Origin of the sequence: Streptomyces sp. NPDC046866, from assembly GCF_040704625.1 — a bacterium.
GTDB lineage: Bacteria > Actinomycetota > Actinomycetes > Streptomycetales > Streptomycetaceae > Streptomyces.
In genome coordinates, this window is the sequence record NZ_JBEYXN010000030.1 from 17454 (window position 1) to 33776 (window position 16323).

Sequence of the window (16323 nt, forward strand, 5' to 3'; positions counted from 1 at the left end):
GCTTGGCCACTGACAACGAACCGAATCCAGGGCTGGGATGTCTACGCTCAGTGTCGATGCGCAGGCTCAGGCAGCTGTGGCCCTGACGCCCCCGTTGCCCCGGTATTCCGCGGTGTGCGTCTTCTTCTGAGGCTGCTTGGGCTGCTCGGTACGCGTCTTGGTCGTGGCGGTGGTTGCCTTCTCCTGGGTCCGGAGCTTGGAGACCCGGTCGGTGACGCAGGTGTCGTACCCGCCGCACTCGGTGCGGGCCTGCCGGTAGAGCGGGTCGGCGTTGGACTTGTTTGCCTTCTTCGTGGAGTCCGCGATGGCTTTCGTGTTCTGCTTGCGCAGCTTGTCGGTCCGGTCGGTGACGCAGGTGTCGTATCCGCCGCATTCGGTGCGGGCCTGCCGGTAGAGCGTGTCGGCGTTGGACTTGGCCGCGGTCGCTTTCGCGGTGTCTAGCGCCTTTTGGGACTTGATCAGCTCAGGGGCGATCTCGCGGGTGGCGCCCTGTGTGAATCCCTTGGACGTGTCGAAGGCGCGGAGGAGGACCTCGATTTCGTTGTTGTCCTTGATCTCGTGGTAGTCGTCGATGATCCGCTTCGCCAGCGCCGGGTCCTTGCGTGCCTTCTCCAGCAGCTCCCGGTGCTCGCGGTCCAGATGGGCCGCGTAGTCCTCGCCGATGTCCTCGCCGATGATCTCGGCGATTTCAGTGCCGATGCCGGTGCCCGTGCTGCCCCGGAACCCGGTCTTGGGCGTCTTGGGACCGCTCCATCCGGTCCACCCCTTCCAGGACGCCCTGGGGCCGGTTGCGGTGGTGCCCTTGGTCCCCTGCGGCACGGCCGTCGGGCCCGCGGGGGTGGTCCCCTTGGTTTGCGTGGTTCCCTTCGGCATGGTCGAGGTGGTGGTCGGGCCGGTGGAGACCGGTCCCTTCGGAGGCTGCTTCGGGCCGCGCGGTGTCGTACGTGTCCCGCCGGTGCCGCCGTCGTCGTCCGGCGGTCCCTGGAGCCGGCGGCGGTCGGCGTCGGCCTGGGCCAGGTCCGTACGGGCCCTCTTCAGTTGCTGCAGCTTCTCCCGGCGGTCCGGGCGGGACTTCTTCGTCTCCTCCTCAAGGATGCTGATCTTGTTCCTGAGGTTGCTGATCTTCGTGTCGAGGCCCTGGATCCTCTCCGCGACGCTCTGCGCCTCCGGCCGGGTCTCCTTGAGATTCCGGAGCTTCCCGGACAGGTACTTGTACTGCCGGCGGACCACCCTCCGCTGGTTCTCCGCCTCTTCCCGCTCGGCGGGCGTCTGGGCATGTTTGATCTTCTGGTTCAGATCGTGGAGCTTGTCCCCGGTCTCGGTGACCTGCCGGCGCACCCCGTCGGGAGTGTCCTGCGACCGCCGGAGGAATGCCTCCCCGTCCTGCACGAAATCCGGCACATCGGCGATCGAGAAGCTGGTCTTGCCCGTCTTCCACCACTCAAGGCCGCGCGCGGTGCCGATCTGCCGGAGCAGCTTCCACTTGTAGTACGGGTCGTGGGGGTCCAGCGCGTCTGCGACGGACCACTCGTACATCTGCCACTTCGCCTTGTTCAGCATCTTGTCCCAGCGGCTGGGCTCACGATCGGGGGAATCCGAGGTCGGATTCGGCGTGGGCGGCGCGGCCGTCGCCGTCGCCGTCGGCCCGATCAAGGCGAAGCCGATCGCGGCGATGACGGCCGCCAGAGCCATCCGCAAGGACGCCGGCCAGCGACGGGGCTCACGGGCCAGCCACCAGCCAGTGCCTTTGCCTCGATGGGAACTGACCTTACGCACAGGGACCTTCACAGGGTTCCTCCTGGGACAGGGTGAGTGGGGCGCCGGGCAAGTCCATCCCCCCCGCAGCTTCGAGTTCCGGCTTTGCTCCGGCGTCCTGGACTGCTGGAGGAAGGCCCCGCACCCGGCGCCGTCGAACGGCTGCGGAGCGGTACGAGAAGCGTCGCGAGCCACCGACCTCCCCACAACGGATCAAGGCGTCCGGGACCGTCCGGGACAGTCCGGGACAGTCCGAGGCCAGCCCACCCCAGGTCAAAGCCCTGATCAGACACTCCCGGACACCCGGCCGAATGCTCGCGGAAGACCCACGGCATCGTCGCGTAGCTCCGGCTCGGACAGCATGCGGCCCCCGATGCGGCGGCCTTGCGGACCTGCTGAAGAGTCAACCGCGAGCCCGCGACGCGACCCGTTGGCCAGCACGCAGGTCTGGGCCAGGGGATCACGAAAGTGCGGAAGGTTTCGGTTGGAGCTTCGGAAGTGATCGTTTTTGGCCTGCACATTCAGGGGCCCTCCAACCGGTATAGGGGTGGAGGCGACACCACCTCCGGCGCCGCGGAAGGCGGGGTGCGGCGCCTTCGACGACATCCCCTGGGAGCGGCACGTGCAGCGAGACGCTGCTCCGTGGTTGGCGGTCCTGGAGACCACTCTGGCCATCCGCGTCTTCGGACCCGACGCGGTGCGCTGCTGCCGACGGTTGCTTGCCGCAGACGTGCGGATCGGGATCACCACCATGGCGGGGGCCGCCCGTCGCTCCAGCACCGATCCAGACGATCACCACAAGGCCATGCTGTGAGCCACCGCGAGCCGGAGCCTTCCGGCGGGGCTGAGGACGCTGCGGACTCCACAAGCCGTCAGGCCATGAGCGATGGACCGCCGAGAACCAGCTACGACGAAGCGGGACACCTCACCTCGGTGACCGACGCGCTCGGCGCCACCACGACCCTGCGGTGCAACGCTGCGGGCCTGCCGATCGAGATCACCGACCCACTGGGGGCCGTCACACGCTACGAACGCGACGCCTTCGGGAGGCCGACTGTCATCACCGATCCGCTGGGAGCGGTCACCCGCTTCGAGTGGACGGTCGAGAGCCTGGTCTCGGCATGCACCGAACCTGACGGCGCGCGTCGGACGTGGACGTACGACGGCGAAGGCAATTGCCGGACCGACACGGACGCCCTGGGCCGGACCACTGAGTACGAGTACACGGACTTTGACCTGCTGGCGTCCCGGACCGACCCGGACGGGGCGCGGTACGAATTCCGGCACAACGTCAACCTGCAGCTCACTAGCGTCACCAATCCGCAGGGCCTGACATGGGAGTACGCTTACGACGCGACCGGTCGGATCATGTCCGAGACCGACTTCGACAACCGCTCGCTGCACTACCGGTACGACGCCGCCGGACGGCTGAACGAGCGGGTGAACGGGCTCGGTCAGACGACCCGCTTCGAACGCAACGCACTCGGTCAGGTCCTCCGCAAGGACAGCGAGGGTGCCGTTACCACCTACGAGTACGACGTCTTCGACGAACTCGCGGTGGCGGTGAACGCCGACGTCAAGCTGGTACGGCTGCGGGACCGCTACGGACGGCTGAAGTCAGAGTCGGTCGACGGCCGCGAGCTGACCTACGACTACGACGAACTCGGCCGGCTCACAGGGCGGACGACGCCCAGCGGCGCTGTCACCACGCGAACCTACGACGCCGCCGGCCGCCCCGCCGAATTGACTGCCTGCGGCCGCAGGCTCTCCTTCGAGCGCGACACGGTCGGCCGCGAGCTCATCCGGCCCTTGCCAACACCTTCGACGTAACCGGACGCCTCGCCGAACAGCAAATCTCGGGTCGTGGCCGTACTCTGCAGCGCCGGGCGTACTCCTACCACGCAGACGGGCACCTGGCCGCCGTCGAGGACCGGCTCTCCGGGGCACGCCGCTTCGACCTTGACGCGATGGGCCGTGTCACCGCCGTGCAAGCCCCCGGCTGGTCGGAGAAGTACGCGTATGACAGTGCAGGCAACCAGACCGCTGCGGCTTGGCCGGCAAGCCACCCCGGGCAAGAGGCGACCGGCCCGCGCGCATTCGAGGGCACCCGCATCACCCGGGCCGGTGACGTCCGCTATGAGCACGACGTGCAGGGCCGCACCGTCCTGCGGCAGAAGACGCGGCTGTCGCGCAAGCCGGACACCTGGCACTACATCTGGGACTCGGAGGACCGGTTGACCTCCACGATCACGCCGGACGGCACGGTGTGGCGCTACCGCTACGATCCTCTCGGCCGCCGCACTGCCAAGCAGCGGATCGCCGATGACGGCCGTGGCGTCCTCGAGGAGACCCTCTTGACCTGGGACGGCGCCACGCTGTGTGAACAGGTCAGCCATGGTGCCGCCCTGCCCCAGCCCGTCGCGCTCACCTGGGACCACCTGGGCCTGCGCCCCGTCGCGCAGGTCGAGCGCAGGCTCGGCGGGGAGGCGCTGCAGGAGGCCGTCGATGCACGGTTCTACGCGATGGTGACCGACCTCGTTGGCGCGCCCACCGAACTCGTCGACGAGTCCGGGGACCTCGCCTGGTACACCCGCAGCACGCTGTGGGGTACGACTACGTGGGCGAGCGGGAGCACGGCGTACACGCCGCTGCGTTTCCCCGGCCAGTACTTCGACCCCGAAACCGGACTCCACTACAACCTTCACCGACACTACGATCCGAGACGGCCCGCTATCTCAGCAACGACCCCCTTGGACTCGACCCCGCCCCCAATCCGACGACGTACGTACACAACCCGCACACCTGGTCCGACCCTCTCGGCCTGAAGCCGTGCAAGATCCGGGTGTCCCCGGTCGCCTCCGACTGGGCAACTAAGGGCGCGCACATCCACATCCCGCTGAAGAAGGGGAAGGAGCACGAGGTCAGCATCACTGTGGACAAGGACGGCAACATCCAGGGTGCCCCCATTCGGCTGGAGGACGGCTGGGCGTCGGACAAGAGCGTCCAGCAGGCCGTGGACGCGGTGAACAACGACCCCAAGCTGCGTGCCGACCTCCTGGCCAGGGCCAAGTCGGCCAAGGAACACATGGACACCCACAACTGGGGCAATTCGCATAACCGTTCCTCGGAGATGCAGGCCCTGATCGACAAACTGGAGAATTGGCCGTGACCGGCATCGAATCCCTCGCCACCTTCATCACTACCGGGCGCCTGCACGGCATCGGCATCGGTTCCACCCTCGACGAGGTCGACCGCGCCCTGCGGCACCGCTGCGTCGATGTCGTCGGCGAGGGCGGCACCTCGCTGCGCCGCGACTACGGGTTCGTGGAGTTCTACTTCAACCCCGGGAAGCAGTGGGTGATGTCCGGCGCATCGATCGAGCTGCACCGGCTCGCGAACGCCCCGGAGATGGCGGCGCGGTGGGGCGACAGCACCGGGGTCGAGTTCACCCCGTACACCGCCTGGGCAGACGTACGGAAGGCGCTTTCCGACGTCTCTGCGGTCCCCGAGTTCACCGTCACCGACCAGGGCGGCTTCGTGGAGTACCGGGCGGAGGCGTCCGGCGTCTCGGTTCTCGTTGTGGACGACGATGAGGAGGAAAGGGGCTACCACGCGGGACACGGGGACGTGTGGAGCGTCAGCCTGTGGGCGCCCGTACGGGCCAACTGACGAAGCTCGCATGGGGGAGTGCTGTGGGGAGTGGTCCGTGGTGGGGTTTAACCGCGGCCCGCGCCCGCGGCGCCCGGGCCCTGGCTGCCCGTTGGCCGGCCTACTTCGTCGCGTTCGACGTCTTGCAGCTGGATGGCGAGGAGCTGCTGCAACGCCCCTACGCTGAGCGGCGCGCCCTGCTGGAGGCGCTGAGCACCTGACCGGCGTCGCCATTACTCCGACGCTGCTCGAGGACACGATGTTCACCTGCGCCACCGTCCCGATCCGGTGACGTCCCCTCTCCACACTCCCGTGTTCGGGCGCCTGCATGTGGCGTGGATGATGGCGCGGTGACGAACATCAGCAGCGACCACCTGAAGGTCCATTTCCGGATGGACATAGATGAGGACGGCTGGCCGCCGGCGAGTGTCGAGAGCCTGGGCGGTGGACCTCCGCAACGGCACCGTACGGCTGGCAACACCCATGGTTCGTCCGTGGCGTCGCCAGCGGGGACGTCATCAAGGCGGATCGCGATGGCGACGGTGTTCTCTGGGCCGGGGAGACAGTCCGTCCGTCTCAGAACTGCACGATCCGGCTGATCGTGCTGAAGGACGATGGCTCCGCTGCAGCCCGGCAGAGCGTGCTGGAGGTCTTTCACCGCCTCGGCGCGACCGGCGAGGGGATCGAGCGGGTACCGGATGGTGGCCTTGGGTATCCCACCTGAGGCGGACCTGCCGCGGGTCCGCAAGCTGTTGTAACACGGTGAGGCAATGTGATGGTGGCACTGGGAGGAGGGATGTGTCACCGCCGCCTGGGAGGCTGCAGCAGAGGGATGAAGATCGCCTGCCTAGCCTCGGCGGTTGGCGTCCAGCCATTCGTCGCTGTTCCACATGACGGGCATGGCACCGACCGGGTTGAATCGAATGTCGGGGTCGTTGCTGTGGACCAGGCAGATCAGCCTGCGCTGAAGTACGGCTGCGTGACGGGCTTGGTCGGCGATGATGTCGAGTACGGCTTGCGCCGCTTGGGGGCAGGCGGCTGTGAATCGGTCGTAGTCGGTGAAGGTGAGGACCAGTCCCGCGCCGTCCGTTGAGTCGTCGTAAGGGCCGTAGCAGGCCACATCGCCGAGGCAGTCGTTGAGTGCGTGAAGGTTGTGGCCGTAGTAGTCGGGGAATTGCAAGGCGGCAGCTATGGCACGGTGCATGTCCTGCTCCGTGCTCCACTGGCCCGCTGCCAGCCGGACGACGCGGAAGTCACGGTCTTCGAGACGCTGCACAGCCTTGTTGAGGAGCCGCTGGCGCCAGAAGAGGGTGACGAACGTGTTGCCCATGTACTCGATGCCCGGGAAGCGGGCCTTTGAGGTGTTCGGCGTCGGCTTCAAGGCTGCGTGACGGTGGTAGTCGTCCAGCAGTCGGAAGAACTCCTCGATCGGAGTGGAGCCGTCCGGGGTGTTGCGTTCGATCTCCGCGGCCCAGCCAAGGGAGCTGGACATGCCGTGGTGCTCACGCAGCCACTGGGTGAAGTGGTCGTCGGGCCAGAAGGCGAAGGGCTCGTCGACGGAGTGCACGCCCAGTGCGGCTCGGTAGCCGACGAGGATCGACTGCAGGTGGAGCAACGAACCACCGGGCAGCCACATGCCGGGGCGGAGGCGGATCTGCTCCAGGAAGTCGTACACGTCTGTGCACTCCTGCCAGTGCTTGGCGGTGCTCTGCGGGCTGTCTTCGGTCGGCATGTGCTGAGCCTACGGCTCGGACGGGAATTGTCGTCTGGCGAAGGGGTACGAGGCGGGCGGGCGTGGTCGTTTGGGGCATTGGCGGTCACCTTCTGCCGCCGCCCGACGAACGTGGCCACACCCGCTCCGCCGCGTCCCGTGCCCGTGACCTGGGCACCTTCCCAGACCGGGCCGTGTGCCCGCTGCCACCAGCCCTGCTGCAGGTACGGACACGGAGGCAACCCGCTCTGCCAGAACTGCCGGGACCAGCGGGCATCGACGTGAGAACACGCCGGGCGTGTGCCGTCGGGAGGGGCATCAACAAGCTCAAGCAGTGGCGCGGCCTGGCCACCCGATGCGACAAACTCGCCATCGCCTACCAGGCCGCACTCCACCTCGCCGCCATCCTCATCTGGGCACGACCTGACCAAAGAGACAGAACCTAAGCTCTGGCAGCTCTCCTGACGCTGCTCGGCTAGAGGCCTGTGAAGATCACGGGCGGGTCAGGATGCGTATCCGGAGCAGTTGGAAGGAGGCCCGCCCACATGGCCCTCTTGAGGGCTCTGTCCGCAGTTCCGCGAAACAGCCAGGGGTCGGCAGGGTGCAGGATCGACTGTCATAGGGGCGTGGCAGAGTACGCGGGCATGAAGATTGACACGTTCTGGCACGTCATCGAAGCCGCGCAAGCTGGGGCTGTCGCAACGGGTGAGCCCTTTGACGAGGTTCTCGTCAAGCAGCTCGCGGAGAGGCCGCGGCAGGAGATTCTGGAGTACGCGGAACGTTTCGACGAGCTGCACGACGCCCTGTATCGCTGGGATGTGTGGGCGGCCGCTTATCTCATCGGGGGCGGGTGCTCCGACGACAGTTTCATGGACTTCCGCGCCGGTGTGATCGCCTTGGGCTGTCAGTGGTACCAGCGCGTGGCCGCTGCCCCCGACAGCCTCGCTGCGCACCCTGATGTGGTGCAGACTGCGAAGGTCCGAGACCGTTCCGAGGTGCTGTTCTATGAGGACGTGAACTATGTGGCCAGCGGGGCGTTCGAACGGATCACGGGTGATGCGGATGCCTTCTATGAAGCCTGGCGCAGTTTCCGTGGGGTTAATACAGAGAGCGACAACGCAGTTGTATGGGCGAGGATTTCGACTTCGACGACAAAAGGGAGATGAGCCGTCGGCTTCCACGTCTGGCCGCCCTATTTCTTGGCGCAAGCGCCTGAAAAGGGCTCCCGCAGTTCCGTGATACTCATGGTCGGCTGAGAATGCGGGCTCGGAGGAAGTTCGAACGAGACCCTCGCACATGGCTCGCTTGAGCGCCTTCACCCGGTTTGCGTGTCCAACAACGACCCCGGATCTCCAGGGGAGGGTCAGACCGGTGGTCACCACGTCGAGGTGCTGGCGGAGGAGGCCGGCGAAGCCCTTCATGGGCTTCGGTTATCCTCCTCGGCCTGTCGGATCCACTCCAGCTCTGGCTGTTCTGCAGTGCAGGTTCGCGAGCGAGCCCACGCCACGCCCAAGGTCGTAAAGGCCGAATCGCCGCCGGTTCGCCGCAGGGGGCCCTCCAAGATTCGGCGAACCCGTCGGTTTCCGGTCGTCGGCGACAGCATGATCGACGCCGCCATGGGCGAGGGCGACATCGTCGCCGTGAGGAAGGCTGACACCGCGGATCACGGCGACATCGTGGCGGCCATGCTGGACGGCCAGGCCACGGTCAAACGCCTGCGCCGCGAGAACGGCCGGGTCTGGCTCATGCCGCACAACCCGGCGTACCAGCCGATCCCCGGCGACGACGCCGTTATTCTCGGCAAGGTGGTCGCCGTCCTGCGCGCGCTCTGAGCGCCCCGCACCGCCGACAAGCCGCCCCCGGCGACACGGCGCACCCGGCTCTCTGACGAGCCGGCAGGACCGCCAGCCACGACCAGCACGACAACGGGACCCGACTTGACCCTGACGCCCGGAGCACGCGTGCCGGGGCGGACCTGGACGGTCCGCCTCACCGGCCACCCCGACCACACCGTGTCCGTCACCTGCAGCACCACCGCGTGCCGGATGCCGCCCCGCTCGAAGGACGCCGCGAGCATGCGCCGCTTCGCCGCAGAGCACGCCAAAGCCCACGGCCGCCCCGCCGGCGCCCGCCCCAACGCCGCCTGCAGCTGCGGCAGCGCAGGGTGTGCCCTCCACGAATCCCGCGTACACTGCGCCGGCACCAGCCTGCTGGTCCTCGTCCACAACCCGGCCATCGGCCAGGTCTGGACCCTCGCCGAGGTCTGCCAAGCCTGCGCCCGGAACATCACCCACATCACCATCCTGGCCACGGCCGCGCCCGCACTCCCCACCACCGCGGCCCCGGCCGTGCAGCAGCCGGTCCAGCGCGCCGCAGTGCCCGGCGGATTCTCCTCACCGGAGGCCGCTCCGGATCCCTCGCCGGGGCGCCGCCGCCCCCACCGTCAGCGCCGCTCTCGGGGCTGACGGTGGTCAGCCACCACTCGGGCGGTCGGCTGGCCCCCCGGTAAACGCGCGGAGCCGGTTCACTGAAGATCCTCGTCCGCGATGCGGTCGTCGAGCACGGCCTGGTCGACGTGGGAGCAACAGCGGCGAGGACCAAACGCTGGAGCTCGGTGGGGCAGAGCGCCTCGACCTCCCACTGGACAGGCTGGCCAGGGTCGAACCCGTACCGGCGGGCGAGCCCGGCCCATCGCGGATGTTCGGCCTTCCCCGCAGCCGCGGGCAACTTGTAGGCGCGGACCTGGTCGTGCGTGAGCAGGACGCGTTCCACACGGCTCCAGCACGCCGTGCGGGCCACCCAGTCCCGTTCGATGTCGGCCCCGAGGCATCGAAGTCCCGGCGGCACGAGCGCACCCCAGGAACTCGACTTCTTCACGGACATGGCCGACGGCTGCGCCCGCATCAGCCACCTCGCCAAGGCCAACGGTGAGGCGCCCATGGAGACGGTGGACAGGCTGCTCGCGAACGCCATGGACAAGGTGCTCCGCTCCACGCCCGATGTGTAGGCCGGGGCCGAAAGCCGCGGGACCGTATCTCGCCCTCCTCCCGGTCTTCGCGAAGCGCCTCCCGGCCGCCTCCCGCGCACGTACGCTCACGGCATGAGCGCCTACCCCTTTGCTGCTCCGTCTGTCTCTCACCGCACGTGACCTACCTCCGGACGACCGGCACGGTCATGGACCACAAGCGCCGGCTGAACGGCGAGCTCGTCGAGTGCGACGGATCCCGCCAGCCGGTCATCATCAAGCCGGGCGCCGAACGCCAGCGTCGCCGCTTCCTGCGGACCCTCCACGCCGCGGGCGAGCCCGTTGAGGTCACCGGCGGGATGCCTCCGCGTAAGCGCTGACGACCAGACCGCCACCGCTCCTCGCGGCGGGCCTGGGCGAGGCGGGCGGGCAGGCTGTCCGGCGGTCGCGCGGTTGTGGTGATGGAGGGGCGGCGATGACCGTGGCGGAGGCATCGAGTCTGCCTTGGAGCTGGGTTCGCTCGCGTTTGAGGTTCTTCACCTAGGCCCGGAGTTCCTGGAGTTCGTCATCGTGTCGTGCTTCGTCGGGCGTGGGGCGTCGGTGGCGGCTGTGCGCTGGTCATTCGGCGAGGATGCGATCCGCCCCATGCTCCGTCGAGGGAGGGCTCGGGTGTGGTCCCGGCGCTCCTCGCCGGGCCGGAGCGCCCACTGGAGTTGGCGGAAGGCGGCCGTCTCGTCCTCGAACTCGGCGTGCACGCGTACTTGAGCGCGGGCGGGTTCTCGCGCGTGCTGTAGCGCGCGGCGGTGACGGCGCGGCCGTCATGGCGGCGTGGGCGAGAAGCAGCTCGATGTCGCCGACGCGGACCGGCCCGGAGGCCGGCAGGGAGGGCGCGGGATCGAGTTCAGGGACTCTCGGCCGGGACTCGGGCGTGGTCCGTACTGAAATCTGCCACCATGCCTCTCCGCCGCTGCCGGTGCGGGTGACGAGGCCGTAGAGCAACCCGTCTCCCGCGCCGCCTTCGGTGGCCCGGCCCTCCAGTCCGGTGATGGGCTCCAGGGCGGCAAGGATGTCATCGCGCAGTGCGATCGGTTCCAAGGTGGGGGACCTCCTTCAGGTGCTGCAGCCGGACAGACGTTGGTCCGACGAACGGGGCCGACATGCCCACGGCTCATTCTCTTCCGCAAGGATGTTCGGCCAGGTGAGCGGCTTCTGGCGAGTCGCACGGCCACATCGGGCACCCGGACGTTTCGGCGGCCGGCGGCGGGCAGGTCAATGGCGCGCCCACATTGGGTGCCCCGCTGCGTCCTCCTGGCTCAACCGAATCGAGGCCCAGTTCACCGCCCTGCGCTACTTCGCCCTCGACGGCACCGACCACCCCAGTCACAACGCCCAGGGCAGCATGATCCGCCGCTACATCATCTGGCGGAACAAGAACGCCGCAGACAAGCGCCTCAGAGCCCTGGTGAGCAGGGCCAACGCAGCCTGACCTGCCACGGCGGCAACGACCTTCACCACAGGTGCAGGAAGCTCCGGACGTCGTCATATCCGTCGACGGCCCGACCGTCCACGTCCGACGGGTCGGCCTCGGCCCGCGTCGCCAGCGACTGCACCACCACGAGGGCTTCATCGCTAAGGCGTCCGAAGCGTCGAGCGGTGTGTCCCAAGCACAGGCCGGCCAGCCCGAGCAACGGACTGCCCGACGTGGCCCGCGTCCCGATCTGCATGCACCAGTGCTCGATGAACTCCGCGTCGTGATCGTTCAACGCGGTCCCGACCAGGACGCCCGCCGCCTCGCCCTCCGCCGAGCGGTCGCGCAGAGCCCGCTCCATCGTCTCGACCACCACCTCGTGAGGCAGCGCAGGAGGGTTCTCGAAGCTCAGATGAGAGTGCATCCCGCGAGACTACGCGGACCGCGGCCGACAGCTACCTGCCGCCGCCCCGTCCGCCAGGACGGGGCGAACGTTGCTTGATGCGGCACTAGCTCGTGGGAGTTGCCACCGTCGGCATGGAGCTTCACGGCATGGCGACCTTTGCAGATCCAGATCTGGCCGACTGGGTGGAGTACGCGGATTTCCCGGATCGCGGCATGTTCGCTGGCCCTCTTCAGGGAGGCCGCGGCCCGTCCGTTCCGACGACTGAGGCGGTACGGCGGGTCTGAAGTGTTCGGCCGCGCTTGTCACGAAGTGGAGAAGGCGTGTGCCGGCGCTCACCGCCCGACTGGAGCAGGCGGGCGAACAAGGCCGAGGGAAGTACGCCCAACTCCTCGTGCAGCAGGCGCTGGAAGGCGACGTAATGACGCACCGCCTCGTGCACGTTCCCCTCCGCCAGATGCGCTGCCACGACCGCTCGGTGCGCGCTTTCCCGCAACGGTTCCGTCCGCACGCTCGTCAGGGCGGTCTCGAGGGCGAGTGCGTGCTGGCCTGCCCGGGCCAGGCCGTTTGCCAGCGCGTCGAGGGCGTGCAGGCGCAACTGCCGCAGCCGTTCACGCTCGAGCAGCACCCAGTCCTCGTCCCAGCCGGGCAGCAGTTCCCCGTCGCCGAACAGGACCGCTGGCACCGCCTCGGCGCCGACCACCCCCAGTGCCCTCGGCGCCCGCACCACGCGCAGCGCCGTGTCGGCGAGCACGCAGGCGTCCACGGTCACGGAGTCGACGAGCGAGACCGTGTTCCTGCAGCAGATGACCAGTGCCCGGTCGCCATGGGGAAGCTTGCACAGTGTGCTGCGCAGGCTGCCCCGGGCACGCGCTTCCGTGGCCTCCGGCCACAGCGTTCCCGCGAGGACCGTCCGGCTGACGCACGAGCGCAGTCCCACGAGAGCCAGCAGGCGTTGTGCGTTCCCGCACAGGTTCACCGCCTCGGCGCCGTACGTCAGCCGGAACTGACCCATCAGCCGCAGGTGGGGAGAGGAGGGTGATGTCGAGCGGTCCATCGTTCCTCTCATAGGGTGGATAAGGGCGCTTCACGGCGCCGTGTAGCGAAACTCCGGTCCGTAGTTCTTGCCGCCGCCGGGCACCACGCGATTCATCAGCTCCCGAGCGGGTGACCGCAGCGCGAACATCCTCTGCACAGCGTCATCCAGAAGTGCCGTGGCCTCGTCCTCGTCCTCCTGCTGCCACGCCTGCTCGAGGAGCCTCAGCACGTCGCTGTAGGCGCGGTTGGACTTGTCGAGGAGGTTGATTACGTCGGCAGGGGCCCCGGTCCGTGGCCAACCCCCTGCGGGCACCTCTCCCATCGGGAGAATGGGCAGCTGCGGTGCCGGCGGGTCCGGGAAGTACTTTTCGAGGATCTCCCTGAAGGCGTAGTAGTGGGGGAGCTCGCCCGAAGCCGCCACCGCCTGGTTCGGGTCCGGGGGCGGCGCGGACGTTCCCTCGCCCTGTTCCTTGATGACCTTGATGGCCGCCTTGACGGCGTCGAGCGTCTTGAGCTTCTCGAGGCTGTTCCCCGAGCCGTGGTGCGACATGTCCCGGGTCACCTGCCGGTGGCCGGTGATCAGGCCCGGGTCGGCGGACAGGGCGTTCAGGATCGCGGTGTAGAAGGCTCCGATCGAGGTGTAGGGGGGATCGGCCGCCCCCGGGGCCGGATTGTCCGGTTCCTCGATGTTCGCGTACATCTCGACCGACTTCTTCGACAGGCCGCTCAGGAAGACCGTCAGTCTGGGCCGTACTCCGCCGGGCAGCGGGCCCGGGTAACGCGGAACCAGCGTCTCGTCGGCGAGGTGAGGAGTGCCGCCGACGGTGGTGAGCAGGTTGCAGGCGATACCGAGGTGCGACATCTCGTCGAACACGATTTCACGCAGGGTGTGGGAGACCTGGCCGGCGTCCCCGCTCGTGCCGTTGATCGACCACAGGCCGCACAGGTAAGGCGGGAGGGTGGCGAGTTCCAGTAGGACCGCCTGCTGCAGTGCCTTCTTCACCCACTCGGCGTCCCGCTGTTCCACCGGCTGCCGCATCAACTCGACGATTCGGTTGCTCTGGGCGTACTGAACGGCGTTCACCGCCAAGCTCCTTCCGACGAGACGAGCCCCCGTCATCGAATCGTCGTTCGACGCCGTCACTGCACCGTCATCGCGCCGTCATCGACGCCGCGCCGCGCACCGCCATTCGAGTGGGATCATGCGCGCGAACTGGGCGGAAGGCTCGGTCCCGAGTTCCGCCCGGAGCAAGTGGCGGAAGGACTCGTAGTGCCGGAGGGCTTCGACGAGATTGCCCTCGGCCAGGTGCGTCGAGACGACCGAACGGTGCGGATCCTCGCGAAGCGGTTCAATGCGGATGCTCGCCAGGGCGGCCTCCAGGGCGAGGGCCGGCAGCCCCTGCCGCGCGAGCTTCTCCGAGAGCGTGTCGAGCGCGCGCAGGCGCAGCTGGCGCAACCATTCCCGTTCGAGGACGACCCAGTCCTCGTCCCAGTCGGGCAGCAGATCGCCCTGCTCCAGGAGGTCCATCAGTACAGGCTCGACCCGCGGCGGCCCGCAGCCCCCGACCACGTCGAGCGCCGTCCGCGCGAGGTCGCGCGCGTCCACAGTGACACCCTCGGCGAGGGCGAGGGACTCCTGCGTGCAGCGGACAAGTCCTTGGGCGCGACTCGGAAGTTTCCACAGCGCGGTCCGCAGGCTTCCCCGGGCGTGCGCCTCGGTCGATTCCGGCCACAGCGTCCGTGCGGCGACGCAGCGGGGGACCCGCCGCCGGAGCCCGACGAAGGCCAGGAGCCGCTGCGCGTTGCCGCACAAGGGCACGGGCTCGCCGCAGGACTCCAGACGGAACCGGTCGAGCAGCAGCAAAGTGGACTGTCGTGGAGGTGAGGGAGAGGGATTCATGTGCCGTCCCTGCGCTCAGGTCGCGAGACACCGGTCTCGGTTTCCACAGCCACATCATAGGGCGGGGGGCTGCCGCGAGCCCGTCGTCGCGACCGGGTCTGCGCCCAACCGGCCTACGGATAAGTCGAGGTGCGGGTGGTGGCACGGGAGAGCACGATGGTCAGTGGGGAGCAGAAGGGTGTGCTGGGAGGGGACGCCCGTTTGGAGCACTCCTCCTGACGCCCGGAAGGGATGGTGGGTCGTGATGAGAGAAGAACCACGACACCAGACCCCGCGGCCGGACAAAGTCCGCAGGCCCACCCACAGGATGAGGCTTCCCGGCTTCGTCGACGGCGAGATCGGCCTCGGCGACGTGGTGAAGCACGTGACCCTGGCAATGGGTGTCAGGCCGTGTCGCAGTTGCGAGGAACGGGCCAGAAGGCTGAACCACTGGATGACTTTCACGGGTCGGCGAGACGGCGGCACACACTGAGTCAGCGGAGCGCGCACGCGCTCCGCCCGGCGGCCGCCCGCCGGAGTTCAGGAGCTTCTCCATGGATGCCGAAGACATCAAGACCCCCACAACGGGATCGGCAACCCCGGCGCGGTGCCGATGCGAAACCGAGCGTGACGAGCAGTCCGCACGGCCCGCGCCCGCGCCGCCGTCCTTCGTCTACGCGATCGGCAGTCTCGACTTCCGATTTCGCGACCCCGGCGTGGAGAAGGAGCTGGCGCAGAGCATGAGGCGCACGGATACGGAATGGATGACGGACCGCGAGGCTCTCTGTGAAGTGCTCAACCAACCGGAAAACCGCTACCTGACGCGGCAACTGTGCTACGTGTTCTCGATACAAGGCGTGGACACCTACATCCTGGTCCCACGGGACCCGGCCGACTTCGCCCTGCTGGCCGAAGCCATCCGGCCCTCGCACCAGGCGGATGCCCTCGACGTAGTCATCGGGGTACGGGGCGGGCTCGCGCCCCCGAGCCACTGCGGCGGGCTCCAGCTGCCCGTCGTCACCGTGGACCAGCTCTACTCCGCCTCCATCCCATACCTCATACAGGCCATCGACAGACCCCAGTCCATGGACGTGGAGCAGTTCGAGAAGGCGGCGGGGGACCTGCTGCACACGGTGATGAACGTGTCCGGGAACGTGGGCGCGTCGGACGCGGACCGGGCGCTCAACTACCTGATGGTCCGCTATCCCGCCATCTACCGGAAGACGTTCGAGCGGTTCATGGACGACTACTCCCTCACCTCGATCGACGTCCGACCATCCAACCTGGGAGGACCCAGACAGATCATGGACGTCGTCTTCACCTACGCCAGCCGTAAGACGGACGAGGTGGAGAAGTACTTCGTCCCGGTCGAGGTGAGCTACCTGTTCCCCTTCCGAACCGGCCCGCTGAGCGGCTTCTACGACCACGATTGAGGAGGTTCCGATGCCTGCGAAAG

16 protein-coding genes and 4 pseudogenes are annotated in these 16323 nt (G+C 68.1%); 14 read left to right on the top strand and 6 right to left on the bottom strand.

From position 1 onward, the window contains the following. Positions 1 to 66 precede the first annotated feature (66 nt). Positions 67 to 1692 carry a hypothetical protein gene (locus AB0953_RS30920; protein WP_366862880.1) on the bottom strand — a complete coding sequence of 542 codons (1626 nt, stop codon included), beginning with the start codon at positions 1690 to 1692 and terminating at the stop codon, positions 67 to 69. Between the two features lie 960 nt (positions 1693 to 2652). Between AB0953_RS30920 and AB0953_RS30925 the strand changes: the two are divergent. From AB0953_RS30925 to AB0953_RS30950, 6 genes and pseudogenes are all read left to right on the top strand, one after another. Then, positions 2653 to 4585 (top strand): annotated as a pseudogene (locus AB0953_RS30925) (RHS repeat-associated core domain-containing protein); the annotation flags it as partial. 12 nt (positions 4586 to 4597) lie between these two features. Next, the gene (locus tag AB0953_RS30930) at positions 4598 to 4924 is read left to right on the top strand and encodes a hypothetical protein (protein WP_366862933.1); all 327 of its coding nucleotides are present in this window, start codon (positions 4598 to 4600) and stop codon (positions 4922 to 4924) included. Continuing rightward, positions 4921 to 5424, top strand: coding sequence for a hypothetical protein (locus AB0953_RS30935; protein ID WP_366862881.1), 504 nt, complete (start codon positions 4921 to 4923; stop codon positions 5422 to 5424). The genes AB0953_RS30930 and AB0953_RS30935 overlap by 4 nt, the downstream gene beginning before the upstream one ends. A gap of 23 nt (positions 5425 to 5447) precedes the next feature. Further along, positions 5448 to 5624 carry a hypothetical protein gene (locus tag AB0953_RS30940; protein WP_366862882.1) on the top strand — a complete coding sequence of 59 codons (177 nt, stop codon included), beginning with the start codon at positions 5448 to 5450 and terminating at the stop codon, positions 5622 to 5624. A 23-nt stretch (positions 5625 to 5647) separates the two neighbouring features. Then, the gene (locus tag AB0953_RS30945; protein ID WP_366862930.1) at positions 5648 to 5695 is read left to right on the top strand and encodes a hypothetical protein; all 48 of its coding nucleotides are present in this window, start codon (positions 5648 to 5650) and stop codon (positions 5693 to 5695) included. Between the two features lie 225 nt (positions 5696 to 5920). Next, positions 5921 to 6127 carry a hypothetical protein gene (locus AB0953_RS30950; RefSeq protein WP_366862931.1) on the top strand — a complete coding sequence of 69 codons (207 nt, stop codon included), beginning with the start codon at positions 5921 to 5923 and terminating at the stop codon, positions 6125 to 6127. 123 nt (positions 6128 to 6250) lie between these two features. Here the strand turns inward: AB0953_RS30950 and AB0953_RS30955 are convergent, their stop codons facing one another. After that, positions 6251 to 7135: a barstar family protein gene (locus tag AB0953_RS30955; protein ID WP_366862883.1), complete on the bottom strand. Its 885-nt coding sequence runs from the start codon at positions 7133 to 7135 to the stop codon at positions 6251 to 6253. A 284-nt stretch (positions 7136 to 7419) separates the two neighbouring features. Between AB0953_RS30955 and AB0953_RS30960 the strand changes: the two are divergent. The 7 genes and pseudogenes from AB0953_RS30960 to AB0953_RS30990 form a co-directional block, all read left to right on the top strand. Continuing rightward, positions 7420 to 7560, top strand: a pseudogene (locus AB0953_RS30960) (IS5/IS1182 family transposase); the annotation flags it as partial. Positions 7561 to 7740: 180 nt separating this feature from the next. Beyond that, positions 7741 to 8280 (top strand): DUF4240 domain-containing protein, encoded by a 540-nt coding sequence (locus AB0953_RS30965; protein ID WP_366862884.1) that lies wholly within the window; start codon positions 7741 to 7743, stop codon positions 8278 to 8280. A gap of 420 nt (positions 8281 to 8700) precedes the next feature. Next, a pseudogene (locus AB0953_RS30970) lies at positions 8701 to 8946 on the top strand (S24 family peptidase); the annotation flags it as partial. 105 nt (positions 8947 to 9051) lie between these two features. Continuing rightward, on the top strand, positions 9052 to 9579 hold the full coding sequence (locus AB0953_RS30975; RefSeq protein ID WP_366862885.1) for a hypothetical protein: 528 nt from the start codon (positions 9052 to 9054) through the stop codon (positions 9577 to 9579). Positions 9580 to 9866: 287 nt separating this feature from the next. Continuing rightward, positions 9867 to 10121 carry a hypothetical protein gene (locus AB0953_RS30980; RefSeq protein ID WP_366862886.1) on the top strand — a complete coding sequence of 85 codons (255 nt, stop codon included), beginning with the start codon at positions 9867 to 9869 and terminating at the stop codon, positions 10119 to 10121. 137 nt (positions 10122 to 10258) lie between these two features. Then, entirely contained in the window at positions 10259 to 10459 is a 201-nt protein-coding gene (locus AB0953_RS30985) for a hypothetical protein (protein WP_366862887.1), read from the top strand. 923 nt (positions 10460 to 11382) lie between these two features. Continuing rightward, positions 11383 to 11565 (top strand): annotated as a pseudogene (locus AB0953_RS30990) (hypothetical protein); the annotation flags it as partial. Positions 11566 to 11587: 22 nt separating this feature from the next. Here the strand turns inward: AB0953_RS30990 and AB0953_RS30995 are convergent. The 4 genes from AB0953_RS30995 to AB0953_RS31010 all read right to left on the bottom strand — a co-directional run bounded on the left by AB0953_RS30995 (position 11588) and on the right by AB0953_RS31010 (position 14852). Further along, the gene (locus tag AB0953_RS30995) at positions 11588 to 11971 is read right to left on the bottom strand and encodes a hypothetical protein (protein WP_366862888.1); all 384 of its coding nucleotides are present in this window, start codon (positions 11969 to 11971) and stop codon (positions 11588 to 11590) included. 211 nt (positions 11972 to 12182) lie between these two features. Beyond that, positions 12183 to 13007, bottom strand: a complete 825-nt coding sequence (locus AB0953_RS31000) for a BTAD domain-containing putative transcriptional regulator (protein ID WP_366862889.1) — start codon at positions 13005 to 13007, stop codon at positions 12183 to 12185. Between the two features lie 30 nt (positions 13008 to 13037). Then, positions 13038 to 14072 carry a ferritin-like protein gene (locus tag AB0953_RS31005; RefSeq protein WP_366862890.1) on the bottom strand — a complete coding sequence of 345 codons (1035 nt, stop codon included), beginning with the start codon at positions 14070 to 14072 and terminating at the stop codon, positions 13038 to 13040. Between the two features lie 78 nt (positions 14073 to 14150). After that, positions 14151 to 14852: a BTAD domain-containing putative transcriptional regulator gene (locus AB0953_RS31010; protein WP_366862891.1), complete on the bottom strand. Its 702-nt coding sequence runs from the start codon at positions 14850 to 14852 to the stop codon at positions 14151 to 14153. Between the two features lie 569 nt (positions 14853 to 15421). On the opposite strand from AB0953_RS31010, the gene AB0953_RS31015 reads away from it, so the two are divergent. Continuing rightward, positions 15422 to 16300, top strand: a complete 879-nt coding sequence (locus AB0953_RS31015) for a hypothetical protein (protein ID WP_366862892.1) — start codon at positions 15422 to 15424, stop codon at positions 16298 to 16300. Positions 16301 to 16323 lie beyond the last annotated feature (23 nt).